17 protein-coding genes are annotated in these 23,754 nt (G+C 47.2%); 12 read left to right on the top strand and 5 right to left on the bottom strand.

The window, feature by feature from the left end; all coding sequences use genetic code 11:
* Positions 1 to 14 precede the first annotated feature (14 nt).
* The 7 genes from murJ to ispH all read left to right on the top strand — a co-directional run bounded on the left by murJ (position 15) and on the right by ispH (position 8,965).
* Positions 15 to 1,580, top strand: a complete 1,566-nt coding sequence (gene murJ / locus NOG12_RS04595) for a murein biosynthesis integral membrane protein MurJ (RefSeq protein ID WP_313932531.1) — start codon at positions 15 to 17, stop codon at positions 1,578 to 1,580.
* A gap of 85 nt (positions 1,581 to 1,665) precedes the next feature.
* The gene (locus NOG12_RS04590) at positions 1,666 to 2,727 is read left to right on the top strand and encodes an alpha/beta fold hydrolase (protein WP_313932530.1); all 1,062 of its coding nucleotides are present in this window, start codon (positions 1,666 to 1,668) and stop codon (positions 2,725 to 2,727) included.
* Positions 2,728 to 2,899: 172 nt separating this feature from the next.
* Positions 2,900 to 3,823 carry a bifunctional riboflavin kinase/FAD synthetase gene (ribF, locus tag NOG12_RS04585; protein WP_313932529.1) on the top strand — a complete coding sequence of 308 codons (924 nt, stop codon included), beginning with the start codon at positions 2,900 to 2,902 and terminating at the stop codon, positions 3,821 to 3,823.
* A 249-nt stretch (positions 3,824 to 4,072) separates the two neighbouring features.
* Positions 4,073 to 6,925, top strand: coding sequence for an isoleucine--tRNA ligase (gene ileS, locus NOG12_RS04580; protein WP_313932528.1), 2,853 nt, complete (start codon positions 4,073 to 4,075; stop codon positions 6,923 to 6,925).
* Between the two features lie 7 nt (positions 6,926 to 6,932).
* The gene (gene lspA, locus NOG12_RS04575; protein WP_110076100.1) at positions 6,933 to 7,442 is read left to right on the top strand and encodes a signal peptidase II; all 510 of its coding nucleotides are present in this window, start codon (positions 6,933 to 6,935) and stop codon (positions 7,440 to 7,442) included.
* Entirely contained in the window at positions 7,442 to 7,882 is a 441-nt protein-coding gene (gene fkpB / locus NOG12_RS04570) for an FKBP-type peptidyl-prolyl cis-trans isomerase (protein WP_153825940.1), read from the top strand. Before lspA ends, fkpB begins: the two co-directional genes overlap by 1 nt.
* A gap of 138 nt (positions 7,883 to 8,020) precedes the next feature.
* The gene (ispH, locus tag NOG12_RS04565; RefSeq protein ID WP_313932527.1) at positions 8,021 to 8,965 is read left to right on the top strand and encodes a 4-hydroxy-3-methylbut-2-enyl diphosphate reductase; all 945 of its coding nucleotides are present in this window, start codon (positions 8,021 to 8,023) and stop codon (positions 8,963 to 8,965) included.
* Between the two features lie 94 nt (positions 8,966 to 9,059).
* Here ispH and NOG12_RS04560 read toward each other — a convergent pair whose 3' ends face one another.
* The 5 genes from NOG12_RS04560 to NOG12_RS04540 all read right to left on the bottom strand — a co-directional run bounded on the left by NOG12_RS04560 (position 9,060) and on the right by NOG12_RS04540 (position 18,678).
* Positions 9,060 to 12,158, bottom strand: a complete 3,099-nt coding sequence (locus NOG12_RS04560) for a type I restriction endonuclease subunit R (RefSeq protein WP_313932526.1) — start codon at positions 12,156 to 12,158, stop codon at positions 9,060 to 9,062.
* Complete coding sequence (locus tag NOG12_RS04555) at positions 12,155 to 13,195, bottom strand: virulence RhuM family protein (protein ID WP_313932525.1); 1,041 nt, start codon at positions 13,193 to 13,195, stop codon at positions 12,155 to 12,157. Before NOG12_RS04555 ends, NOG12_RS04560 begins: the two co-directional genes overlap by 4 nt.
* A 262-nt stretch (positions 13,196 to 13,457) precedes the next feature.
* Positions 13,458 to 14,630, bottom strand: a complete 1,173-nt coding sequence (locus NOG12_RS04550; RefSeq protein ID WP_313932524.1) for a restriction endonuclease subunit S — start codon at positions 14,628 to 14,630, stop codon at positions 13,458 to 13,460.
* A 1-nt stretch (position 14,631) separates the two neighbouring features.
* Positions 14,632 to 16,176, bottom strand: coding sequence for a type I restriction-modification system subunit M (locus NOG12_RS04545; protein WP_313932567.1), 1,545 nt, complete (start codon positions 16,174 to 16,176; stop codon positions 14,632 to 14,634).
* A 510-nt stretch (positions 16,177 to 16,686) separates the two neighbouring features.
* The gene (locus NOG12_RS04540; RefSeq protein WP_313932523.1) at positions 16,687 to 18,678 is read right to left on the bottom strand and encodes an LTA synthase family protein; all 1,992 of its coding nucleotides are present in this window, start codon (positions 18,676 to 18,678) and stop codon (positions 16,687 to 16,689) included.
* 109 nt (positions 18,679 to 18,787) lie between these two features.
* Between NOG12_RS04540 and NOG12_RS04535 the strand changes: the two genes are divergently transcribed.
* From NOG12_RS04535 to NOG12_RS04515, 5 genes are read left to right on the top strand one after another with little or no spacing between them, the layout of a single operon-like run.
* Positions 18,788 to 19,150 (top strand): diacylglycerol kinase, encoded by a 363-nt coding sequence (locus NOG12_RS04535; RefSeq protein WP_313932522.1) that lies wholly within the window; start codon positions 18,788 to 18,790, stop codon positions 19,148 to 19,150.
* On the top strand, positions 19,138 to 19,833 hold the full coding sequence (locus NOG12_RS04530) for a phosphatase PAP2 family protein (RefSeq protein WP_313932521.1): 696 nt from the start codon (positions 19,138 to 19,140) through the stop codon (positions 19,831 to 19,833). The genes NOG12_RS04535 and NOG12_RS04530 overlap by 13 nt, the downstream gene beginning before the upstream one ends.
* Positions 19,814 to 21,373, top strand: a complete 1,560-nt coding sequence (locus NOG12_RS04525; RefSeq protein WP_313932520.1) for a phosphoethanolamine transferase — start codon at positions 19,814 to 19,816, stop codon at positions 21,371 to 21,373. Before NOG12_RS04530 ends, NOG12_RS04525 begins: the two co-directional genes overlap by 20 nt.
* Positions 21,374 to 21,377: 4 nt before the next feature.
* On the top strand, positions 21,378 to 22,043 hold the full coding sequence (locus NOG12_RS04520) for a response regulator (RefSeq protein WP_110076795.1): 666 nt from the start codon (positions 21,378 to 21,380) through the stop codon (positions 22,041 to 22,043).
* Positions 22,040 to 23,419 carry an ATP-binding protein gene (locus NOG12_RS04515; protein WP_153825932.1) on the top strand — a complete coding sequence of 460 codons (1,380 nt, stop codon included), beginning with the start codon at positions 22,040 to 22,042 and terminating at the stop codon, positions 23,417 to 23,419. Before NOG12_RS04520 ends, NOG12_RS04515 begins: the two co-directional genes overlap by 4 nt.
* Positions 23,420 to 23,754 lie beyond the last annotated feature (335 nt).

Raw genomic sequence — 23,754 nt, 5'->3', positions numbered from 1 at the left:
AAGTTGAGGTTACATTGTCTAAATCCCTTGCTAAATCTGGTTTAATCGTTAGCTTCATGACCCTTATTTCGCGGGTGCTGGGGCTGGCGCGTGACGTGGTGATTGCGAACTTGATGGGCGCGGGTGCGGCGGCGGATGTGTTCTTTTTTGCCAACAAGATTCCGAACTTTTTGCGGCGGTTGTTTGCGGAGGGGGCGTTTGCGCAGGCGTTTGTGCCGGTGTTAACAGAATATAAGCAGGGCAAGACGCTGGATGAGCAGCGGTTGTTGATTGCGCGGGTGGCGGGCACGCTGGGTACCTTGGTGACGATGGTTACTTTGGTGGGGGTGGTGCTGTCGCCGGTGGTTGCTGCGTTGTTTGGTACGGGCTGGTTTATCGATTGGTACCACGATGGGCCACAGGGGCATAAGTTTGTGCTGGCGGCGGATTTGTTGCGGATCACTTTTCCGTATTTGTGGTTCATTACTTTTACGGCGCTGGCTGGGGCTATTTTAAATACCATTGGCAAGTTTGCGGTGGCAGCGTTTACGCCGGTGTTTTTGAATATTGCGATTATTGTATTCGCGATCTGGTTGGGGCCGCAGTTAGAGCAGCCGGAATATGCGTTGGCGTGGGGTGTGTTTGTTGGTGGGGCGGTGCAGTTTTTGTTTCAGCTGCCGTTTTTGCGCCGTGCGGGATTGTTGGTGCGGCCGCGCTGGGGCTGGCGTGATCCTGGGGTGACCAAAATTCGGACCTTGATGATACCAGCGTTGTTTGGGGTGTCGGTGAGCCAGATTAATTTGCTGTTGGATACTTTCATTGCTTCGTTTTTGATGAGTGGGTCGATTAGCTGGCTGTATTATTCGGACCGTTTGTTGGAGTTTCCGCTGGGGTTGTTTGGGATTGCGATTGCGACCGTGATTTTGCCGGCGTTGAGTTCGCGGCATGTGGATAAATCGGCGGCGGAGTTTAGTCGCACCTTGGATTGGGGTATTCGGACGGTGGTGTTGCTGGGTTTGCCGGCGATGGCGGGGCTGATCGTGTTGGCCGAGCCGATGCTGATGGTGCTGTTTATGCGCGGTGAGTTTACGCCTGAGGATGCGCGGCTGGCTTCTTACAGTTTGTTTGCCTACGGTTCTGGTTTGTTGAGTTTTATGTTGGTGAAGGTGTTGGCGACGGGATTTTATTCGCGCCAGGATACCAAGCGTCCGGTTAAGTACGGGATCATCGCCATGGTGACTAACATGGTGTTCAATTTGGTGTTTGCGATTCCGTTTGGTTATGTGGGGTTGGCCATTGCCACCTCGTTATCGGCGGCAGTGAATGCGGGTTTGTTGGGCTATAATCTGTGGCGCGATGGGGTGCTGAAGCGTTATCCCGGTACTTTGACGTATTTCCTGAAAGTGGCGCTGGCCGTGGCGGCGATGGTGGCGGTAGTGTTGTACTTGGCGCCGCAGCGGGATTGGTGGTTGACGGTAGAATTTATGGATAGGGTGTGGCAGTTGGCGGTATTAATTGGCGCTGGTGCAGGCACTTATGTATTGATGTTGTTGCTGTTAGGCGTAGCTAAAGGGCGTAAGCTGTTAGCGAAGGGCCGGTAGCATCATTCACGTAGGATAATTGGAGCCGGCGCTAAGTGGTTTAGCTGGTGTGGTTTGACCCTTGCTGCTGTAACAGGATGTTTTCATGAAAATGTATTCTCTTCTTATGCTGCTACCCCTGCTATTTAGTATGGCGGTTAGCCCGTCTGCTAGCGCTGCTGACGATGCTGTGGCGAGCGCAGATCAGCCGCAGTTGCCGGAGCATTCGCGGCTAGTCAGCACTACTGCAGGGCAGTTTCATGTACGGGCGATGGGGCTGGAGAACAGTGGCCCAGCGGTGGTTTTGTTAGCGGGGCCAAATCATAACTATCACAGTGATAGTGCGTGGTTCGCAGCCTTGCAGCCGTTGTTGGCGCAGCAGTATCGAGTGTATAGCGTTGACCGGCTTGGTAATGCCTTGAGTAGCTATAGCGAGGAGGTATCCTATCGTCGCTTTGCCGATGATTTGGCCTTGGTGCTACAGCAGTTGGGTGAAACCGAGTTGGCCGTGGTGGCGTTTGCCAGTGCCAGTATCAGTGCGCGTTGGTTTTATCAGTCCTATCAGCAGCAGTTTGCTATTCAAGCCATGCTGTACATCGACCCTGACATTCCGTTACCCCATTCGTTGAGTTTGTATCAGGGCTATCCTGCTGACTGGTATGAGGCGAATCTGGATAAGTTACTACCGCATTTGGCGGCGGGCAATTGGACCGCGAGAACGCAGGAAAAACTTGAGGCTGAGCATCAACATGTGCGCGAGCTCGTAGCGCAAGATTCGAGTGTGATGGATTGGAGCTACTTTGAACAGATCATGCAGTTGCGCTTGCTGGTACCGCAGCAACAAACGCGGGCGCGTGAGATAGCGGCCTACCGTGCGGACCTAGAAAGTTATGCCTCGCTAGCCATGATTACTAAGATACCTGTGAGTGTTATCGACAGTGATTTCGAACAACAGGAGATTGCAGCTGCAGCGGATGACGCCGAGCTGGTGGCAGCCCTGCAACAGTGGCAGCGCGAAGGCAGTGCTTGGAGTGCTGAGCAGGCCAAGATTTCTGGCGGGCAGTATATTCCGTTGCCTGATAGTGACCATTTGGTGCCGCTACAGCACCCACAGGTTGTCGAAAAAGCCCTAACTAAGTTGCTCAACGCCGACGGCGATGATCATTAACTACACAGCAACATCTTGATGAGGTGCTTGAGCGATCAGCTACTCGAGCTGGTATTAATGAGTCTTTAGTGTCTGGTTAGCCTTTGGTGAGCCTGTTATAATCGCCGCTTTGTTAATCATTTACGTTAATCATTTACCGAATCACCAGTAACGATAGGCTCACTACGTTCTCATGCAGTTAATTCGCGGAATACATAACATTCGCTCTATCCACCGTGGGTGTGTGCTCACTATTGGTAATTTTGATGGGGTACACTTAGGCCATCAAGCGGTGCTGGCGCAAGTTAAACAACAGGCGCAAGAGCGCGGTGTTGCAGCCACCGTGATGACCTTTGAGCCACAACCGCAAGAATTGTTTCAGCCGGATAAAGCACCGGCGCGCTTGACCAACCTGCGCGAAAAACATCAAGCGTTGCGAGCCCAAGGGATTGATCGCCATATTGTGATTGAGTTTAATCGTAAGTTTGCTAATTTGCCGGCGGCTGATTTTATTGAGCAGGTGTTGGTGGCAAAACTCGGTGTGAAATTTTTAGTAGTGGGTGATGATTTTCGCTTTGGCCACGGGCGCACGGGTGATTTTGCGATGTTACAGCGGGCTGGCGCCGAATTTGGTTTTGCAGTGGTCGATACGCAAAGTTATCGGCAGCAGCAACAGCGAGTGAGCAGCACCGCCATTCGTCAAGCTCTCGCAGAAGGTGACTTTGCTGCAGCCGAGGCCATGTTAGGTCGCCCCTTTGCTTTCGCTGGACGGGTGGTGCATGGTGAAAAAAAAGGCCGGACGATAGGCTTTCCTACTGCTAATCTACAACTGAAGCGTTTACACTCTCCGTTACGAGGTGTTTTTGCAGTGCAGGTGCAAACCAATGATGGCAAAATGCATGCTGGCGTTGCTAATATTGGGCGTAGACCGACACTTAATGGCGAGCGGGTACAGCTTGAGGTGCACTTGTTTGATTTTACCGGCGACTTGTACGGGCAACAGTTGCAGGTGGTGCCGCGGCATTTTATCCGTGCTGAACAAAAGTTCGCTGACTTTGCTGCGTTGCAGCAACAAATAGAGCGTGATGCTCGCGCTGCGCGAGAGCTTCGGCCATGATTCGTCCGCTTCGCTGTTCGTCCGCGTTGCTGTTCGTGCTTCGTCCGCTTCGCTGTTCGAACAGTGCGAAGCACGGACGAATATCGAACAGTGAACGAAGTGAACGCACGAACAACGAATCACGAACAGTGCGAAGCACGCACGAATCACGAACAGTGAACGAAGTGAACGCACGAACAACGCATTTATAATTCAAAACTTGAAATAAGTCATGGGGCACAAAACACCCCGGAAAAAGGAACAGAAATAATGACCGACTATAAACACACGCTGAATCTGCCGGAAACTGAGTTTCCGATGCGCGGGAATTTGGCGCAGCGCGAGCCGCAGATGCTAGAGCAGTGGTATGCCGACGACTTGTACGGCAAGATTCGTGCCGCTAAAGCGGGTAAGCCGGTGTTTATTTTGCACGATGGCCCTCCGTATGCGAACGGCAGCATTCACATTGGTCATGCGGTTAATAAAATTTTGAAAGATATGATCGTGAAGGCGAAAACCCTTAGCGATTTTGACGCGCCTTATGTTCCTGGCTGGGATTGTCATGGCTTGCCGATTGAGCTGCAAGTAGAGAAAAAGTATGGCAAGCCGGGTAAAAAATTGACCGTTGCTGAGTTTCGGCAGCATTGTCGCGACTATGCGTTAACGCAAGTAGATGGTCAGCGTGAAGATTTTAAACGTTTGGGTGTGTTTGGTGATTGGGATAATCCTTATCTAACCATGAACCCGCAACAAGAAGCGGATAGCATTCGGGCGTTGGGCAAGATCATTGCTAATGGTCATTTACAGCAGGGCTTTAAGCCAGTGCATTGGTGTACGGACTGTGGTTCAGCCTTGGCGGAGGCCGAAGTAGAGTATCAAGATAAGCGTTCACCAGCTATCGATGTAGGCTTTGCAGCGGTTGACCAAGCCCAGTTGGTAGCGGCCTTTGATCATCCGCAAGACCACGCCGGTGAAGGCGAAGTGCAGGTGGTGATTTGGACGACCACACCTTGGACTATTCCGGCCAACCGAGCCATTTCGTTGCATCCAAGTTTGGATTATAGCTTGGTGCAGGTTGAGGCTACGGCAGAGCGGCCGGCGCTGCGCTTGGTGTTGGCTGATGATTTGGTGACCAGTGCGATGGCGCGTTGGGGTATTGAGCATTACCACAAACTTGGCTTTGCCAAGGGCCAGGCGCTAGAAAATATGTTGGTGCAACATCCGTTATTTGCGGACGTGCAGGTGCCTTTAATTTTGGGTGAGCATGTCACCACTGAATCGGGTACGGGTTGTGTACACACGGCACCAGGCCATGGTGTGGATGACTTTATTGTTGGTCAGCGCTACGGCATTGAGGTGTATAACCCAGTGGGTGACAACGGCGTCTATAAAGATGACACACCGATGTTTGCTGGTCAGCACGTGATGAAAGCTAATGACAACATCGTTGAGGCGTTAAAAGAAGCCGGCAAGTTAGTTCACCATGAGGCCTATCAGCACTCGTACCCGCATTGCTGGCGGCACAAAACCCCGATCATTTTCCGTGCTACGCCACAGTGGTTTATCAGCATGGATAAGCAAGGGCTGCGCAGCACAGCGTTAGAGCAAATTAAACAAGTACGTTGGGTGCCAGAGTGGGGCCAAAGCCGTATTGAAAGTATGGTGGAAGGTCGTCCGGACTGGTGTATCTCGCGCCAACGCACTTGGGGTAACCCGATTGCGGTGTTTGTACGGCGTGACAACGATGAGTTGCATCCGCGTACACTGGAACTGATTGAAGAAGTCGCTAAGCGAGTAGAACAAACTGGTATCCAGGCTTGGTTTGATTTAGATGCAGCAGAGCTACTCGGTGACGAGGCAGCGGATTATCGCAAAGTAACCGATACCTTGGATGTATGGTTTGACTCGGGCGTAACGCACGAAGCCGTGCTGCAAAAAACACCGGGCTTACAGTGGCCAGCTGATTTGTATCTAGAGGGTTCGGATCAGCATCGTGGTTGGTTCCAGTCGTCGTTGTTAACGGGCGTGGCTATGTATCAACAAGCCCCTTATAAGCAAGTGCTGACCCATGGTTTTACCGTAGATGGACAAGGACGGAAAATGTCCAAGTCAATCGGTAACGTGGTAGCGCCGCAAGAGGTCATGAATAAGCTAGGTGGTGACATTCTGCGCTTGTGGGTAGCGGCAACGGATTATTCCGGTGAAATGACGGTATCTGATGAAATCTTGAAGCGTGCAGCCGATAGTTATCGACGCATTCGTAATACGGCACGTTTCTTGTTGGCGAACATCAATGAGTTTGAGCCAAGCCAACACGCGGTCGCAGCGGCTGAGATGGTTGCTATTGATAAATGGATTGTGGCGCGCGCGGTTAGTTTGCAAAATGAATTATTGGCCGCGTTAGACGATTATCAATTTCATGTGGTGGTGCAAAAGCTGATGCACTTCTGCTCGATTGAACTTGGTAGTTTCTACTTAGATGTGATTAAAGATCGCCAGTATACAGCGAAGCGCGACAGTGTAGCGCGTCGTTCATGTCAGACGGCCTTGTATCATATTGCCGAAATGCTGGTACGCTGGTTAGCACCGATTTGTAGCTTTACTGCCCAAGAAATTTGGGATGCCTTGCCGCGTCAATTAGCCGATGGCCAGGCTCGTCAGCACTATGTCTTTACCGAGAGTTGGTATCGGGCTGCTGAATCTATCACAGTGACTGCGGCAGATAACGAATTGTGGCAGACCGTGTTGGCGGTTCGTGATGAAGTGAACCGTACCCTTGAGCAAGCGCGTCGTGACGAGGTGATTGGTGGTTCGTTGCAAGCTGAAGTAACGGTTTATGCGGTAGCGGATATTGCCAGCCAGTTAGCAAGTTTAGGTGATGAGTTGCGATTTGCCTTTATTACCTCTGCGGTGACTGTCGAAACCGTGACCTCTGCCCCAGCGGGTGCAGCGGCTACTGATTTAGCAGGGGTGTGGGTGCAAGTAGCGAAGGCAGCAGCACAGAAGTGTGACCGTTGTTGGCACCACCGCCCTGAAGTGGGCACCATTGCGGCGCATCCAACCCTTTGTTCGCGCTGCGTAACTAACGTTGAAGGTGCAGGTGAGGAGCGTCATTTTGCCTAGTAAGCCGATAGATTTGCAAAAGCGTGCCAGTGGCTTACGCTTTTTGTGGTTAACCTTGCTACTTATTGTGCTGGATCAATTTACTAAGCAGTGGGTGATCCGGGTGTTTGATTTGTACGAAAGCATAGAGATAATGCCGTACTTAAATTTCACCTACGTGCGCAACATGGGTGCAGCTTTTAGTTTTTTGAGTGATCAAGGTGGTTGGCAGCGCTGGTTATTCACCGGCTTGGCTATTGCCGTGAGCTTGGTGTTATTGGTGTGGTTGCGCCGTAATCCGGTCGGGTTATGGCGGCAGAACCTCGCCTTTACGCTGATTTTAGCGGGCGCTATTGGCAATGTGATTGATCGCATCATTTATGGCTATGTTATCGATTTTATCGATGTTTATGTGAATGAGTGGCATTGGCCAGCATTTAACATTGCCGACATGGCCATTACTATTGGGGCTGTATTGATGTTGCTAGAAGCGTTTTTTGAACAGCGTCAAGAGCCCGCGGGGCAGGAGTCAAAATAATGATCAGTCGTCTCCCGATCGAACACGGTCGTGAAGTGATTATGCACTTTACCATTAAGTTGAGTGATAACTCAGTTGCCGATAGCACCAAGATGACCGGTAAACCGGCTAAGTTTCGGATGGGCGATGGTTCGTTAACCGAAAATTTTGAAGCCTGTTTGGTTGGGCTCAAAGCAGGCGATGAGCGTGAGTTTACGCTCGAGGCCAAAGATGCCTTTGGCGAACCTAATCGCGACAACTATTATCAAGTGGATACCACTAAGTTTGGCGCTGAGCGACCCGAAGTAGGAATGATTTTTACGTTCCCGCAACCCGACGGCACAGAGTTGCCTGGTATTGTGCGTAGTATCAATGACCAGTTTGTGACCATTGATTTTAATCATCCGTTGGCGGGCCAGCAGGTACGATTTGCGGTTGAGATTATTGAAGTGAATCCTTAAGAACCGTTCATCGTTAATCGTGCGCGCTTCGCGCTGTTCGTGCGCTGCGCTGTTCGAAGTATAATAACGAACAGTGAGCGTAGCGAACGGACGAATAGCGAAGCGGACGAATAACGAACAACGCACTTGGAGTTTAAAATGAATATTGTGCTGGCGAATCCGCGTGGGTTTTGTGCTGGGGTAGATCGAGCCATTACTATTGTAGAGCGCGCGTTGGAAATTTTTGAGCCGCCGATTTATGTGCGTCACGAAGTGGTGCACAACAAATACGTGGTGGACTCGTTGCGGGCTAGTGGCGCAGTGTTTGTGGATGAATTACATGAAGTGCCAGACAACAGCATTGTGATTTTCTCTGCGCATGGGGTCTCGCAGGCGGTACGCCAAGAAGCCAAAGACCGCGGCTTGCAGGTGTTTGATGCCACTTGTCCATTGGTCACCAAAGTGCATATGGAAGTAACGCGGGCGAGCCGTAAAGGCCATGAGTGTGTGTTGATAGGTCATGCTGGGCACCCAGAAGTAGAAGGCACCATGGGCCAATACAATAACGCCAAAGGCGGTATTTATTTGGTTGAGTCTGTTGCTGATGTGGCAACCCTTGAGGTGAAAAATCCACAGCAACTCCATTACATGAGTCAAACCACCTTATCGGTAGACGATACCGCTGATGTGATTGATGCGTTGCGGGCCAAGTTTCCGGATATTCAGGGGCCGCGTAAAGATGATATTTGCTATGCCACGCAGAACCGGCAAGATGCAGTGCGTGAGTTGGCTGCCGAAGTTGATTTGTTATTGGTGGTGGGCGCGCGCAATAGCTCCAACTCAAATCGCCTGCGCGAGCTGGCTGAGAAAATGGGCACAGTATCGCATTTGATTGACGATGCCAGCTGTATCGATAAGGGCTGGTTGGATGGCGTGCAGGCGGTTGGTGTGACTGCTGGCGCTTCGGCCCCCGAGGTGTTGGTGCGTGACGTGATCAAACAGCTACAAGCTTGGGGTGGCAATCAGGTTGAAGAACGCAGTGGCCGCGAAGAGAACATTACTTTTTCTATCCCTCCTGAATTACGTGTGGTTGAAGTAAACTAACAGCTTTGCCGCTAGCCTTGTGCTAGCGGCCCAAACTCCGTGGGGGAGGTGGCAAAGATGGGATCGGGCTTTAAAGAAGACCATTGCAACCAACCTAAAGCTTCCCACCAACGCCCTTAAACTTATCAACAAACGCCGAAATCTTCTGGAATACTGTTTGCTTCTTGGTACGGTATTCCGGGTTCAGCGGGCTTAGTTTTGGTAATGTTGAATTTAGCTCGGTGCCATTTTCACTGGCGTATTCGCGGCGTAAAGATGCGGCGATGTAGCGCTTGGCAGCATCGGCGTTGAGGTTCTCTGAACGAATGAGTTCTTCGGCTTCGCGATCACGTTCCGCTTGCGCAAACTTATAGAAATTATCAATGATTTCCGACTTGTCTGGTATCGCATCTAATTCAGTTTGGTTAATAAACTTAACCACCAAGCTTTCTTTGGCCCGGTTGCCAAGGCTGGCTCGAATCAAACGGCGAACTTCTTCAATTAAATCGCCTTTGCTTTTGTTTTTCTTGTTTTGCTCGAAGATCAGTTCAAGAATGTAGTCGAGGTTTATTTCCTGCGACTTCAGCAAGTCGATCTCAAACTCGATATCGTCCCAGTCAATCGTTGACTGTGCTTGGTTCTCGGCTGATTTCTCGCGGCGTATCCAATCGCGAATATCGTTATAGGTCGAGCGATAATCCTGCACTTTACGCTCAGGCGGTATACGAATCGTTTGTAACGTCGCGATATCGTCGTCACTTAAGTGATGCTCAATCTTGAACGCTTCAACAGCTTCTGCATCGCTCGTATCAATGGTCTGCAACGCTTTTAAGCTGGCAAATTCATCGTAGTTTTGCAGGATGTTTTCAACACGCAAATACTCGCCAAATAACTTGGCAAAGTCTTTTTTGTCTTTTTCGAGCTCAATTTCATCGGGATTCGGGAAACGCTGCTCAAGTTCGGAAACCACTTCCATAAAACCACGTCGTGCTTGCCCAGTCACGAGGTCAGTGAAGCCCTCCATGTACTCTGTGTAGCTCTTTTCGAGCACCACGTTCTTGGTATTCTTATCACCAAATAAAGTGATGGCATCAATCGTCGCTTTCTCCAAATCACGGAAGGTCACGATATTGCCGAAAGTCTTGGTAGCATCGTAAATACGGTTGGTGCGTGAATAGGCTTGAATAAGTCCGTGGTAACGCAGGTTCTTATCCACAAACAAGGTATTCAGTGTCGGTGCATCAAAACCGGTGAGGAACATACCCACCACAATCAGCAAATCAATTTCTTGGCTTTTCACGCGCTTGGCAAGATCGCGGTAATAGTTTTGGAAGCCGTTACTGTCCACACCGTAGTTGGATTGAAACATGGCGTTATAATCAGCAATCGCTGCGCTTAGAAACTCCTTACCGCTGCTATTCATGGCAGAAACTTCAAAGCTTTCATCGGGTATCTCACCGATGGAATCTTGCTCTTCATTCGCGGCGAACGAGAAAATGGTCGCCACACGCAAAGGTCGCTCGGCATCTTGTTGCAGCTGCTTAAACGCCTCGTAGTAGGCTTTTGCGGCATCAACGCTGCTGACGGCGAACATGGCATTAAAGCCTCGCCCGCCAGCCTTCATTCGGTGCGTTTTTTGGCGGAAGTGGGTCAAAATGTATTGGGTGATTTCCCGAATACGTTCCGGGTGTAGTAATGCCTGTTTATTTTCCGCTGCGCTAAGTTTTTTCTCGTCCTGCTCGGTTTCAATTTGCCGGAACTGCGGACGTACGTCGTTGTAGTCCACTTTGAACTTAAGCACTTTTTCGTCGCGAATGGCATCAGTGATCACGTACGAGTGCAGTTCCCGGCCAAACACGCTAGCGGTAGTCTCAGCGCCTAATGCATTCTGTGGAAATATCGGCGTTCCGGTAAAACCAAACTGATAATAGCGCTTAAATTTCTTCTGTAAGTTCTTCTGCGCTTCACCAAACTGGCTGCGGTGGCATTCGTCAAAAATAAACACCACCTGCTGACGATAAACCGGTAAGTCACGCTCGGTTTTCATCAGGTTATTCAGCTTTTGAATGGTGGTCACAATGATTTTGTTGTCGTCCAAGCTCAAATTACGCTTAAGGCCTGCGGTGCTATCCGAGCCATTCACGCTATCCGGCGAGAAGCGCTGATATTCCTTCATGGTCTGGTAATCGAGATCTTTACGGTCCACCACGAAGAATACTTTGTCGATAAAATCGAGTTCGGTCGTTAAGCGTGCTGCTTTAAAGCTGGTTAATGTTTTCCCCGAGCCTGTGGTGTGCCAAATATAGCCGCCAGCATCGGTTGAACTCCATTGCTTGGCCTGAAACGCGCTCTTGATTTTCCATAAAATGCGCTCTGTGGCGGCGATTTGATAAGGCCGCATCACCAGCAAGGTGTCGCTTACATCAAACACTGAGAAGTGCAGTAATACTTTGAGCAAGGTCTCTTTTTGAAAGAAGGTGGCAGTGAAGTCTTTTAGGTCTTTAATCAAGCCGTTGTCGGATTTCGCCCAGTTCATGGTGAAATCAAAGGTGTTCTTGTTACGCTTCACGGTGTTAGCAAAGTAGCGCGTGTCGGTACCGTTTGAAATGACAAACAGCTGCAAATATTTAAACAACGAGCTTTCGGCATTGAAGCTCTCTTTGCTATAGCGGTGCACTTGGTTAAAGGCTTCGCGAATGGCCACACCGCGTTTTTTCAGTTCAATTTGAACGAGTGGCAGGCCGTTCACCAAAATGGTGACGTCGTAACGATTCGCATGCGAACCCGTTTGTTCAAACTGCTTGATCACCTGCACTTTGTTGCGCGCAATATTCTTTTTATCGACCAGATAGATGTTTTGAATACGACTATCATCAAAGACGAAGTCTTCAATGTAATCGTCATGAATTTTGCGAGTTTTATCGGTGATGCTGTCACTGGGCCTATCAAGGTAGGTTTCAACAAAGCGCGCCCACTCGCCGTCTGAAAATTCAACGTTGTTCAACGTTTGCAACTGTACCCGCACGTTGGCAAGCATCGCCATTGGGTTATTCAGACCGGGCACATACTCATAGCCCTGATTCACTAAATCTTGAATCAGCTCGCGCTCTAAATCACTCTCGCTTTGATAGCTTTCAGCAACTTCATATTGCTTGGTGTACTTATCTAAAACGATAAAGTGTTTTGACTCGGCTATGGGTTTGTAGGTGGTCATTCCTTTGTTTCCTTTTTCTGCAACAGCTTTCTCACTTCGCGGTCGAAATCTGACTCAATCGTCTGTTGCTTATTAAACTGTTCGTATTCTTGGTAGGCCTTCTGCTTAGCAATTGCGCGCGACACGCTGCCATAACCTTCCAGTATCTGATATTCGTTAAAGGCCAAGAACTTATCCACACTGGCGGCAAAGGCTTCCATGGTAAAGGTATTGCGCCGTTCAATAATGCCCTCAATGTAATCAAAAAACGACGATACCGTGCGTTCTAGCTGTTTAATTTCCGTTTCTGATAAGTAGTTCTTAGCGATAGCCGTATCCGATTTCAGCACGCGACCTTTGGGGGCATTCTTATAAGTTGTCATTCCCATAAGCGGCTTACTTGCATCCGCTTTCAGGCTAATAATTTCAGCCGAGGTATGCCCGGTAATGGCATAGTGGAATTTATCTTGCACGTGGGCGTAGAACTGGCGCGTGGTTTCTGATTTTGGGTCGTAGTCGATACTGCACTCAGCAAAAATGTCGGTTATTTGCTGATAAATGCGTCGTTCACTGGCGCGAATGGAACGAACGCGCTCGAGGAGTTCTTTAAAGTAGTCTTTGCCAAAGTACTGGCCATTTTTCAGACGCTCATCATCCATGGCAAAGCCCTTGATGATGTATTCTTTGATCAGTTGAGTGGCCCAAATACGAAACTGGGTAGCTTGTGTTGAGTTAACGCGGTAGCCGACAGAGATCACTGCATCGAGGTTGTAGTATTTCACCTTTTTCGTTTGTGTTTTCCCAGCAATGGCGCCGTGTTCAGTGGTTAGTTCCAAAATGGAACTAACCACTTTTTCATTCAGTTCGCCACTGTCAAAAATATTTTTTAAGTGCTTAGTTATTGCCGGACGTTGAACACCAAATAGTTCTGCCATTCTGTCTTGCGTTAGCCAAATGGTTTCATCGCTCAGTAACACTTCAACTTTAATGTCGCCATTGGGCGCGGTGTATAGCAGAAATTCAGAGGTTTGGTCTTTGACACTTAGTTTGTTAGTCATGGGTTACCTCCGATGTAACGATGGTAGTCCGTGCAAATTCTGCACATACTAAACCACGCCCTAACTTGCCGTCAGTAAATTGGTAAATCTCAATATTGTTAGTCATCGGAAACTCCTTTTCCTAGTTCTAGTTAAACATTGAACTACCGAGAAATCCTCGGTAGTCGCTATTAAAAATTCGTATGTGCCCAATATTGAACGATTACCTATAGCTCGGGGCAAAGTACCTGAAACGACGAAGTCCCCACGCATTTCCCACATTTCAAGCCGCCTGCTCGTCTGGCTTTGGAAAGCTTAGCAGTAAATCACGGTAGTACTCGTACTGCTTTTGACGTAGCTCAATTTCGCGCGGGAGGCCCTCAGTGATTGAGTTGGTTAGGGCATCGAACTTGTCGAGTACATTTACAATATGTTCCTGCTTTCTGAGACTCGGAACAGGTACCAAAATGTTATTTAGAATTGCTTGAGTAAGACTCGGTCTGCCGGAACCCGTGTCCAACTTCATTAAGTCTAAGGTTCGCATAAAATAATAGAAGAATTTCGGGACAATTTGTGTGGTATCTATCTCTGTATAGTAAATTGTGTCAACATTCCAAAATGGCTCATCGACGTAAAATATGTTTGTGATAGACCCTTTGCGAGGAATTAAAACCGTTGGTTTATCGTAAGCAAACGAGTCCACATAGGTCATCACTCCTCCGGAGCCATAAACCGGAATATCTCCGGCACCCAGATTTTTCCAGTCTTTCCCATTTTTAATGTTTACAACCTCCCCCAGAGGCTTCCACTCCACCTCGTCGCCTTCAAAGCTGAGCAATTTATCGCGGTAGTAGTTGTATTGTTTTTTGCGTGCGGTAAGCTCGGCGGTAAGCTCGGCGGTAAGGGAGGTAAATGCGTCCAAAATTCGGACGATTTCCGCTTGGATTTGCAGCGACTTTTCTGGGATTTCAGGGCATGGGATTGGGATACTAAATGCTTTAACTTTCGCGTCAGAAATTGCTGGATACGCTGATCCACTCTGATTATCTTCTAGGTACCTTTTAAATTCGCTCGTTGAGATCAGATGCAAAATCCATTTAGGTAACACTTTTTCTCTTTCAGCACGCAACACGCAATAGCCAGTACTGGCAACTTCTCCATGGTAATCATCGCCAATCAAACAATAGCGCATTTGCGTTGGCCGAGTAGTTGCAAAGATTACATCTTTTTTTTCGACAAGCTTCTGCGCCCGACTTGGAGCATTATTTGGTGACACCCATGATGTTTCTACAATCTGCTTAGTTTCGATACTGACAGAAGTTAAATCGATATATTTATAATCACGTTTAACTTCACTCCACTTTATATTGCTAGTACGCAGCGTCACTTCGCTAATAGGCACCCAGTCCACCTCTACCCCATCAAGTAACCGCTCAATAAAACTTAGCTCACTCATCTCAGGCACCTTCAATCTCTGCCACAATCGCATCAATATCCGCACGCAATTGGTCAATCTTGGCAACGGTAGTTTTAAGTTCAGCATTTAGCTCAGTGATGTCGACAACTTCGCGATTGTCTTTGGCTTCAACATAGCTGCTGACAGACAGGTTGTAGTCACTTTCTGCAACTTTCTCGAATGGTACTGATTTGGCAAAGTGCTCAACATCGTCCTTGCTCTCGAACACTTTCATAATCTGTTCAATGTGCTCATCGGTCAGTACGTTGTTATTGGTTTCTTTCTTGAATAAACCACTGGCATCGATGAATTGCACGGAAGTATCTTGCTTATGCTTGGAGAGCACCAAAATATTTACGGCAATCGTGGTACCAAAGAACAAGTTTGGCGCTAACGAAATTACGGTTTCAACGTAGTTGTTATCCACAAGGTACTTACGGATTTTCTGCTCGGCACCGCCGCGATAAAAAATACCAGGGAAGCAAACAATGGCTGCACGGCCTTTGCTTGAAAGGTAACTGAGTGCGTGCAACACAAAGGCAAAGTCAGCTTTTGATTTGGGGGCTAGTACACCTGCAGGGGCAAAACGCTCGTCGTTAATCAATGTGGGGTCGTCACTACCTATCCATTTCACCGAGTAGGGTGGGTTAGAAACAATGGCATCAAACGGCTTGTCATCCAAAAAATGTGGATTAGTGAGCGTGTTCCCTAACTGGATATTAAATTTGTCGTAGTTAATGTTGTGCAGGAACATGTTCATACGGGCAAGGTTGTAGGTGGTGTGGTTAATTTCCTGCCCGAAGTAACCGTCTTCAATTCGATGCACGTCGATGTGCTTTCTCGCCTGCATCAGCAAAGAACCAGAACCCGCTGCCGGGTCATAGATTTTATTGATACTGGTTTGCCCATGAATAGCCAGCAAAGCAATGAGCTTCGAGACATGTTGCGGCGTAAAGAACTCGCCACCTGATTTCCCGGCATTCGCTGCATAGTTTGAAATAAGAAACTCGTAAGCGTCGCCGAAAAGGTCGATTTGGTTGTCTTCGAAGTTGCCGAAGTCTAACCCGGCTACACCCTTTAATACCGCCGCTAAACGTAGGTTTTTGTCTTTGACGGTATTACCCAAACGGTTGCTGGTGGTGTCGAAATCTGCGAACAAGCCTTTAATGTCATCTTCCGATGCATAGCCGTTGGCTGAATTTTCAATTTCACCAAAGATGCGGGCAAGGTCGGTGTTCAGGCTCTCGTTGTTGTTCGCGGTTTTGGCGATGTTAACGAATAACTGGCTTGGGTAAATGAAATAGCCTTTGGTTTTAATGGCATCGTCTTTGATGTCGTCAGTAATCACCGAATCATCAAGCGATGCATAGTTAATGCTTTCGTCACCGGCTTCAATGTAGCTAGCGAAGTTTTCGCTGATAAAGCGATAGAACAAGGTACCGAGTACATACTGCTTAAAATCCCAGCCGTCTACTGAGCCACGAACGTCGTTGGCAATCTGCCAAATTTGGCGTTGGAGTAGGGCGCGCTGTTGGGTACTTGTCATCATTCTTTCCCTGTTTTAGTCCATTAAATAAGCGTCAATTTTTGTCGCTTGGTTGGCTTGGAATGTTTGCTGTTGTGTGCTCAAAAGAATATCACAAGGTGATGGCGATTTGGGAGCTTTGAATGGGGTATTTGAGTAGAGAGAGGGTATGCGGTAGTCGCATGCGCGGACCACCATTTTTTCAAGTAACGCTAGTTTTTACAGCCGTTTTTATCGCCGGTGATCTTGTCGTGCGTATTCGACCAATGCGAAGGGTTTACCTTCGTATCTATGCCGCAACCCGTTTTCCGCCTTTTTGCTATTGATGAAGAATGGGGTTGCCGCTTGGAGGTGAATGTTTAACAGCCATCATCGTTTCCTCTTTTTGGTTTGCAGAATTGGAATATTCATTGTAGTTTAAATTTTGAGCGGTTTAGGGCTGGTTTGAGCGATAAGCGGACCAACTAAAGCCCAAGTAGCAGCCCCACAATTGCTCAATTTGAAGCCTTTAATCTAACTTCTAACAAAGGTCTATTCGTTAGAAGGTTCAGCTAAATGTTCTGGGACAAAATACGCTCGGTGCTGATATAGCCAAGAAGGCAATAATGCATGAGCTAGTGCCTCATTACGCAACTGTTGATTGATATTTGGGTCAGCCACAAATTTTCGCTCTTCGAAGTCATAGTGGCCGGTTTTATCCTCTCCAGGAGTTAAAATCGCTACTCCTTTGGGTGTCATCCATGCGTAGTTATTACCAAATTGCATCATGGCACGATTAGCCGGTGGCACGCTATCATTCGAAATATCCTGACCTATCGCCGGGGTCCAAGCTGAAATGCCTGCAAGCGAGATAACCGTGGGCATTAAGTCGATCTGACTGGTAATTTCATTAATCTCTTTGGGTTGAATAGAGCCTCCCAGAATGAGTCCTGGGATGCGGAACTTTTGGATGGGAACTAATTCGTTTCCATAGACGCGCGTATCGTGATCAGCAACAATCAAAAAAATCGTATCTTCCCAGTAATTACTCGTCTTTGCTTTGTCGATAAACTTACCCAGCGCAAAGTCAGCGTATTTGACAGCGTTTTCTACCGTGTTTTTGGGCGTAGAATAGAGCTCGACTTCATCGTCCGGAAACTCGAAGGGTTCGTGGTTTGACGAAGTAAATACCAAGCTAAAAAAGGGCGTATTCTTTTTAGCTAGTTTCTCAAACCTTTTATCAGCGGTGTCAAACAGGTCCTCATCGCTCGCTCCCCAGCTACCGACAAACTTGGGGTTATCAATGTCACTCTGTCCAAGAATAGACTGGAAACCGTTACTTGCGAAAAAGCTCCCCATGTTGTCAAAGTGGGTTTCACCACCATAAAGAAATTCAGTGAAATATCCCTCACGCGACAACAGATCAGCAGCGGTATAAAAATCTTGCTGAGACAATGATAGTTTCACTGTACTCCTTCCCGGAGTGGGTAAGAAGCTGGAAATAACCGCCTCAATACCACGAACTGACCGAGTGCCTGTTGCGTAAAGCTGCTGAAACCACCACCCTTCCTTCCTAAGTTGCTGTAGGTTTGGCGTGACATTAATACCACCGAGATCTTCAACAAAAGTCGCGCCTAGGCTTTCCTCCAAAATAACGACGATATTTTTGGGTTTGTCGAAGGTCCGGGAAGCTTTATTAAAGTGCACTGTGGGGTAATCGTCAGATGGAAATGCCTTGCCTGCTAGGTGTGGCTGGTTTTTAACTGTTTTAAGAATTTTCTCTATACTGGCATCACCGTATATACGAGAGGCATTTTCCTCGTGCCTCATGCTGTAAATTGCGTATTCAAGCGAATAGGCTGAACTGATAACCAAACTATTCACCAAAGCATCCGATGTCACAGCAAAAAATGCTGGGTTCGCCGGGCGATGCGCTAAAGTTGAACGCACGCCGGCAAAAACAAGTACCATCAAAAGCGGCCAAGCAATAAGCGCCCTGCCAGCGTATTGTTTATGACCATAAGGCGCCTGGTTCAGTCGCTTAGCAAGCTTACCGAGTCCGTACAGGCAAATACTCAACACCACCGCGGTCAAAAGTAACCAGATTTTAAACCCTCCCCAAAGGGTACTTAGCACTTCCCGCGGGTACTCTAAATACTCAACAAACAGACGGTTTGGTCGCAAGTCGTATTGCATAACAAAGGCAGGCGTTGAGACCTCCATAAACGTGATATAGGAGATAGCAATAATCAACCACGCGCTTTGAACTGTTTGCCAAGCCCTCACACCCCAGCGATTTAAAAATAATGGCGCGAATAGCAATAATGGTAGCGTCAGATAACCCATCTGAACGACGTCTGCTCTGAGGCCCATTAACATCAAGTAACTGAGCTCTCCTGCCTCAGTTACGCGCTCAAACTGCCATATAAATAATAGTAAGCGACTAACACTCAGGATAATTAGACCCAGCGAAAAACCCGCTATAAGCGTCCGGTATTGGAATAGCGACGACTTCAGTTCTTTTAATAAAGGTGTATTGCTCATTAGTAGCCCAACTTAGCTCTGATAATGAACTCGATACTAAAGAACGAACCTTAAGCTGAACTTAATATTGACTGTTTACTATGCAGTTTTTATTTCTAAAGAGGTGACTATGAAACCAGGAAAAACTGGCATAGCCCGAATCATCGACGCAACGCAATATTCCATGAAAGGTCTTAGAGCGGCATGGTGTTTTGAAGCAGCTTTTCGACAAGAGGTACTTTTATTGTTGGTGTTGCTGCCAGTTTTAGTGATAGCAGAGCTTGAGCTTTCAGAGCGGTTGCTACTGCTTATGTCATTGCTTGGTTTACTTATCACAGAGCTACTGAACTCCGCTATTGAAGCAGTTGTCGACCGCATTGGCGCGGAATTTCACGAGCTGAGCGGTCGAGCAAAAGATATCGCGTCGGCTGCAGTGTTCATTGCTATCTGTCAGTTCATCGTCGTTTGGGTAGCTGTGTTATGGCCGCTTTAGAGTCCATGACGGTTTGGAGGCGTTGGACACGTGTTTTGGTGGTTTTTGTGGCTTTATTACTGGTCGTAGAATTTTTAGAGCTTAAGTTTTGGGTCGCCAATACTTTATACCAGCTCGAAGGGGGACAGTGGTCTTTACGGCACCATTTTATCACTGAAACGATTCTTCATGACGGTATACGGAAGCTTAATCTCGCATTTGTAGTGTTTGTCCTATTCCTAACCGTGGCTCAGTTCTTACCAACCAAAAGGGACAGCAAGCGGCGCCGGTATGTATTGTTACTCTTATCGGTTTTGTTGTCTTTTGGTTTAGTGAATTACCTTAAGGCTATGCTTGGTATGGACTGTCCTTGGGATTTGCAATTATACGGAGGAGCCAAACCATATATCAGCTTATGGTCGTTCAACGACACTCATTTTGGGTCGGGTCGGTGCTTCCCTTCGGGACATTCAAGTATTGGCTTTGCCTGGATTGCTCTGTACTTTTTCTGGCGTAAAAGCAGACCTTTTCTTGCGAGAGCTTCGCTGACTCTGTCACTTTCTTCCGGCTTTGTACTTGGAGGTGTTCAACAGCTCCGGGGCGCACACTTCTTTATTGATGACATAACAACAGCATTCATCTGTTGGAGCGTTTCTTTATTTATCTTTCATATAGGTGAGCAATATGCAGCGATTGACGCTTAATTTTCCAGCTCTATTAATACTCGTTGCGGCTTGGCTTGCTCTTGGATACACGGGTCCTCTTATGAGTGCGTTGAGTGAATACGGGGTTCATGGGTTCACGCAAGTCAAACTGGTGGTGTTCATTGCTTTTTTCTATACTGTTGCGCTCGCCATCAGCCGATGCGTTAATGCTTTCAAGCCATTCGCAATATTGTTGTTTGTTCTTGCTGCTCCTGCACTTTTTTACATGTCGGAATATGGCATTATCATTGATGCAGATATGATAATTAATGCAATTGAGACCGATACGGCTGAGGCTCGCGACCAACTCTCTGGGAGTTTTTTTGAAACCTTCATAACACTTGGTGTTATCCCTTCGTTATTGCTGGCGTATATAAAACTCCCCCCTTCCAGTACGGCAACAAAAATAAAACAAGGCATTGCAGCGGCGACTTGCTTTTCCGTATTAGCGGTCGGTATCGCTTACACCAGTTATGACGACTTCGCTTCTTTATTTCGCAACCATCGAGATGTGAAGTACAGAGTCGCTCCTTTCAACGTCATATCAGCAACCGTCTCGGCTTTGAAACGAAAATTAGAGACCCCAACTCAATTTATAAGATTAGGGCAAGATGCCTTTCAGGTAAGTACGTCTGAAAAACCGAGAGTCATGGTAATCGTTTTGGGTGAGACAGCGCGAGCGGACCATTTTTCAATCAATAACTATGCTCGGCTGACAACGCCTTCACTGAATGCGCTCATGACATCAGAGCCAATATTCAGCTATAAAAGCGCTACATCGTGTGGAACGGCAACTGCTATTTCAGTGCCGTGCATGTTCAGTTTTTTAACAGCTGATAATTACTCGGATGTTGCTAGAAACTCGAGTAATGTATTAGATGTTTTAGAAACTGCCGGTATTAATGCAACATGGATAGAAAATAACTCTGGCTGCAAAGATGTCTGTAATCGAATTAAAACCGTCAAAATGAGTGAGTCCCGATGTGGGGAGTTGGAATGCTATGATGTAGATATGCTCGAACAACTCAAATCTTGGTTAAGCAATTTGCATCAGGACTCAATTATTGTGCTTCATCAAATGGGAAGTCATGGGCCTGCCTATTACGAACGGTCGCCTAACGAAATGAAACGGTTTTTACCCGAATGCAAAAGTCAAGAGCTGTCGAATTGTTCTGTGGATGAAATTACTAATGCTTATGACAACAGTTTGCTCGTCACCGACCAACTTGTAAGTCAGGTCATAAAGTTATTGAAAAGCCATACTGAACTGGACAGCAGTATGATGTATGTATCTGACCATGGTGAATCACTAGGGAATAACGGTATCTATCTGCATGGCTTGCCTAACTGGATAGCTCCAGAAGAACAACGTCACATACCCTGGATAGTATGGCCATCCGACACATTTAATGTAAGTAAACACGAAACGGGCGCTACTATCAGTCATGATAATTTTTCGCATACGATCCTGGGCTACTTTAATGTTGAAGCCTCTGTTTACAACGAACACCTTGACTTAACTAAACCTGATGGACGGTAAGCACATGCGTTTGCTACTCCTAGAAGATGATAAATATTTGGCTGAAGGAATAATCAAGGGGCTAGGCCGAATGGGATACCTGGTTGAGCTAGCGGCAAACTTGTCTCAAGCTGAGACCGCCCTTAGGACAGATCAATTTGACCTTGCAATATTTGATCTCGGACTGCCCGATGGAAATGCCGTACCACTGATTAAAAAGTTAAGGAAAGCAGGCCAAGAAATCCCGATTCTCGTACTTACAGCGTGGGATGATATTGATACTAAAGTACTGGCATTAAACGAAGGCGCCAACGACTATGTGGTTAAGCCTTTTGAATTACGCGAATTAGAAGCGCGTATTCGAGTGCAGGTTCGCAAAGCAAACCAACACTTAAACGATATTATAACCTGTGGGCAACTGAATATTGACCTATCATCGCAGGAATGCCGTTTTCGTGACAAAACAATTAATTTGACTCGGCTTGAGTGGCTGTTGCTGAAACAGTTAGCGCTGCATAAAGGAAAAATAGTGAGTAAAGAGCAATTAGCGAGTGCGTGCTATGGCTGGGGAGGCGAACATGAGAGTAATTCGCTAGAAGTACACATTCACCATTTACGCAAGAAAATCGATGGTAATCTTATCTCAACGATAAGAGGCCTAGGTTATCGCTTACAAGATGAGTCATCATGAGCCTGTGGTCACTTCGTCGCTCATTGGTTGTTGGCATCAACTTAGCCGTGGTGACTGTACTTGCCGTCACGGCTTGGGCGAGTTACAGAGATATTCTGCATGAGCTGGATGAGGTTTTTGATGCGCAACTTGCTCAGACCGCAAAGTCGCTCGCAACGTTTTATGCGCCCGCTAAAAATAAACTGTCTGTCACTCAAATAATTCCGATATCGCAATATGATGATACCGGAGAGGATAGCTACGCTGAAGAAAAAGGTCCCAGCGGCCATAAATACGAGTCTAAGATTGGCTATCAAATTTACAATGTCGACGGTAATTTGCTGGCTTCAACAAACCAGGCTCAATCATTGAACCTTAAGGGCTTAGAAGCGGGTTACCATACATTAAAGAGTGACAAAAACACGTGGTTTATCTTTAGCTACTTCGAGGAATCCAAAGGCATATGGGTTCATACTTTTCAGCGTCAGGATGTTCGAGGTGAGCTGAGTGGCTACTTGGCCTCAGAGCAACTCTATCCACTATTATTAATGTGGGTTCCAATTAGCCTAATAATACTCCTCATCGTTTATATTGTCCTAAAACCCGTAAACCGTTTTGCTGCAGACCTAAGAGCTAGGGAGTTAAATAATTTGTCGCCAGTTGAGTCCGAACTGCCTAATGAGTTGGTTCCGATCCGGCAAGCACTCAATCGGTTGTTGCATCAAATTAAAATGTTCTCGGAACGCGAAAAGCGGTTTGTCGCTGATGCTTCTCACGAACTGCGCACACCGTTAAGCGCAATCCAAGTACACGCCGAAAATGTCATTTCAGCTGATTCACTTGACGATGCCAAGCACTCTGGCAGGTCCATTTTTAACTCCGTGGAGCGAATGTCACGCCTTGTTAATCAACTGTTGTTGTTGAACCGGCTTGATAGCCTAAACTTTACTGAAAAGTTTGAGGAAGTTGAAATCAGTAAGTTGGTCTCTTTGGCGCTAAATCACTTACCAATCAATAAAGTGGAAAATCACCAATGGCACATTGATGTTTCCTCTATTCGAATAATTTGTGACGAAACTCTTATCGTTAGTGTTTTAACCAACCTGTTGTCCAATGCAATGAAATTTTCGCCGAAAGGTTCGAAAATACAGGTAGTCGCGCTCGAGACTGCTAACAGAGTCATTATCAAGGTTGCTGATGAAGGCAAGGGTGTCCCTAAAGAAACACTTGAGCGGTTGGGGGAGCGCTTCTATCGACTTCAAGAACATAGTGCTGTATCAGGCGCTGGTTTAGGCCTGTCGATTACACAAAAGATAGTGCAACTGCACCATGGAAAAATTTCATTCAACAACTCATATCCCACGGGGCTTGAAGTGCACATAGAGTTACCTAAGTGAAACCTTGGGAAGTGATCGTATTTTACTGTTGGTGCCTCTAACAATTAATATCATGAGGTGCTAGCGTCCGCAATTGGCACAAAGCAGACCAAATTACCCGGTTCATCAAGTTCATCTGGCAGATTCAGAATGTTATCAACCTCGAAGTCGATATTTAAATACTCTCACAGTACTTCGTAGCATATTTATGCGGGTTTTCGTTACTCACAAGGTGTCATGTCATTGAGTGGATCGGTAACTTGCGTGCCCAGATTTTCGGTTCTGCCACAGCAGCTAAAGCTTTTTTATGATGTCTTCTTGCATCTGTGACTTAAGACTCAACTCAGCATACATCT

The sequence above is a fragment of the Pseudidiomarina fusca genome, assembly GCF_032227045.1.
GTDB lineage: Bacteria > Pseudomonadota > Gammaproteobacteria > Enterobacterales > Alteromonadaceae > Pseudidiomarina > Pseudidiomarina fusca.
This window is presented reverse-complemented; position numbering and strand designations above follow the sequence as displayed.

Bases quoted from the DNA above. Each gene is read 5' to 3' on its own strand.
- NOG12_RS04515 (WP_153825932.1), top strand. From the start codon at position 22,040: ATGAGCCTGTGGTCACTTCGTCGCTCATTGGTTGTTGGCATCAACTTA.
- NOG12_RS04525 (WP_313932520.1), top strand. From the start codon at position 19,814: ATGCAGCGATTGACGCTTAATTTTCCAGCTCTATTAATACTCGTTGCG.
- NOG12_RS04545 (WP_313932567.1), bottom strand. From the start codon at position 16,176: ATGACAAGTACCCAACAGCGCGCCCTACTCCAACGCCAAATTTGGCAG.
- NOG12_RS04535 (WP_313932522.1), top strand. From the start codon at position 18,788: ATGAAACCAGGAAAAACTGGCATAGCCCGAATCATCGACGCAACGCAA.
- NOG12_RS04560 (WP_313932526.1), bottom strand. From the start codon at position 12,158: ATGACCACCTACAAACCCATAGCCGAGTCAAAACACTTTATCGTTTTA.
- NOG12_RS04550 (WP_313932524.1), bottom strand. From the start codon at position 14,630: ATGAGTGAGCTAAGTTTTATTGAGCGGTTACTTGATGGGGTAGAGGTG.
- NOG12_RS04540 (WP_313932523.1), bottom strand. From the start codon at position 18,678: ATGAGCAATACACCTTTATTAAAAGAACTGAAGTCGTCGCTATTCCAA.
- NOG12_RS04520 (WP_110076795.1), top strand. From the start codon at position 21,378: ATGCGTTTGCTACTCCTAGAAGATGATAAATATTTGGCTGAAGGAATA.
- fkpB (WP_153825940.1), top strand. From the start codon at position 7,442: ATGATCAGTCGTCTCCCGATCGAACACGGTCGTGAAGTGATTATGCAC.
- ispH (WP_313932527.1), top strand. From the start codon at position 8,021: ATGAATATTGTGCTGGCGAATCCGCGTGGGTTTTGTGCTGGGGTAGAT.
- NOG12_RS04555 (WP_313932525.1), bottom strand. From the start codon at position 13,195: ATGACTAACAAACTAAGTGTCAAAGACCAAACCTCTGAATTTCTGCTA.
- ribF (WP_313932529.1), top strand. From the start codon at position 2,900: ATGCAGTTAATTCGCGGAATACATAACATTCGCTCTATCCACCGTGGG.
- ileS (WP_313932528.1), top strand. From the start codon at position 4,073: ATGACCGACTATAAACACACGCTGAATCTGCCGGAAACTGAGTTTCCG.
- NOG12_RS04590 (WP_313932530.1), top strand. From the start codon at position 1,666: ATGAAAATGTATTCTCTTCTTATGCTGCTACCCCTGCTATTTAGTATG.
- NOG12_RS04530 (WP_313932521.1), top strand. From the start codon at position 19,138: ATGGCCGCTTTAGAGTCCATGACGGTTTGGAGGCGTTGGACACGTGTT.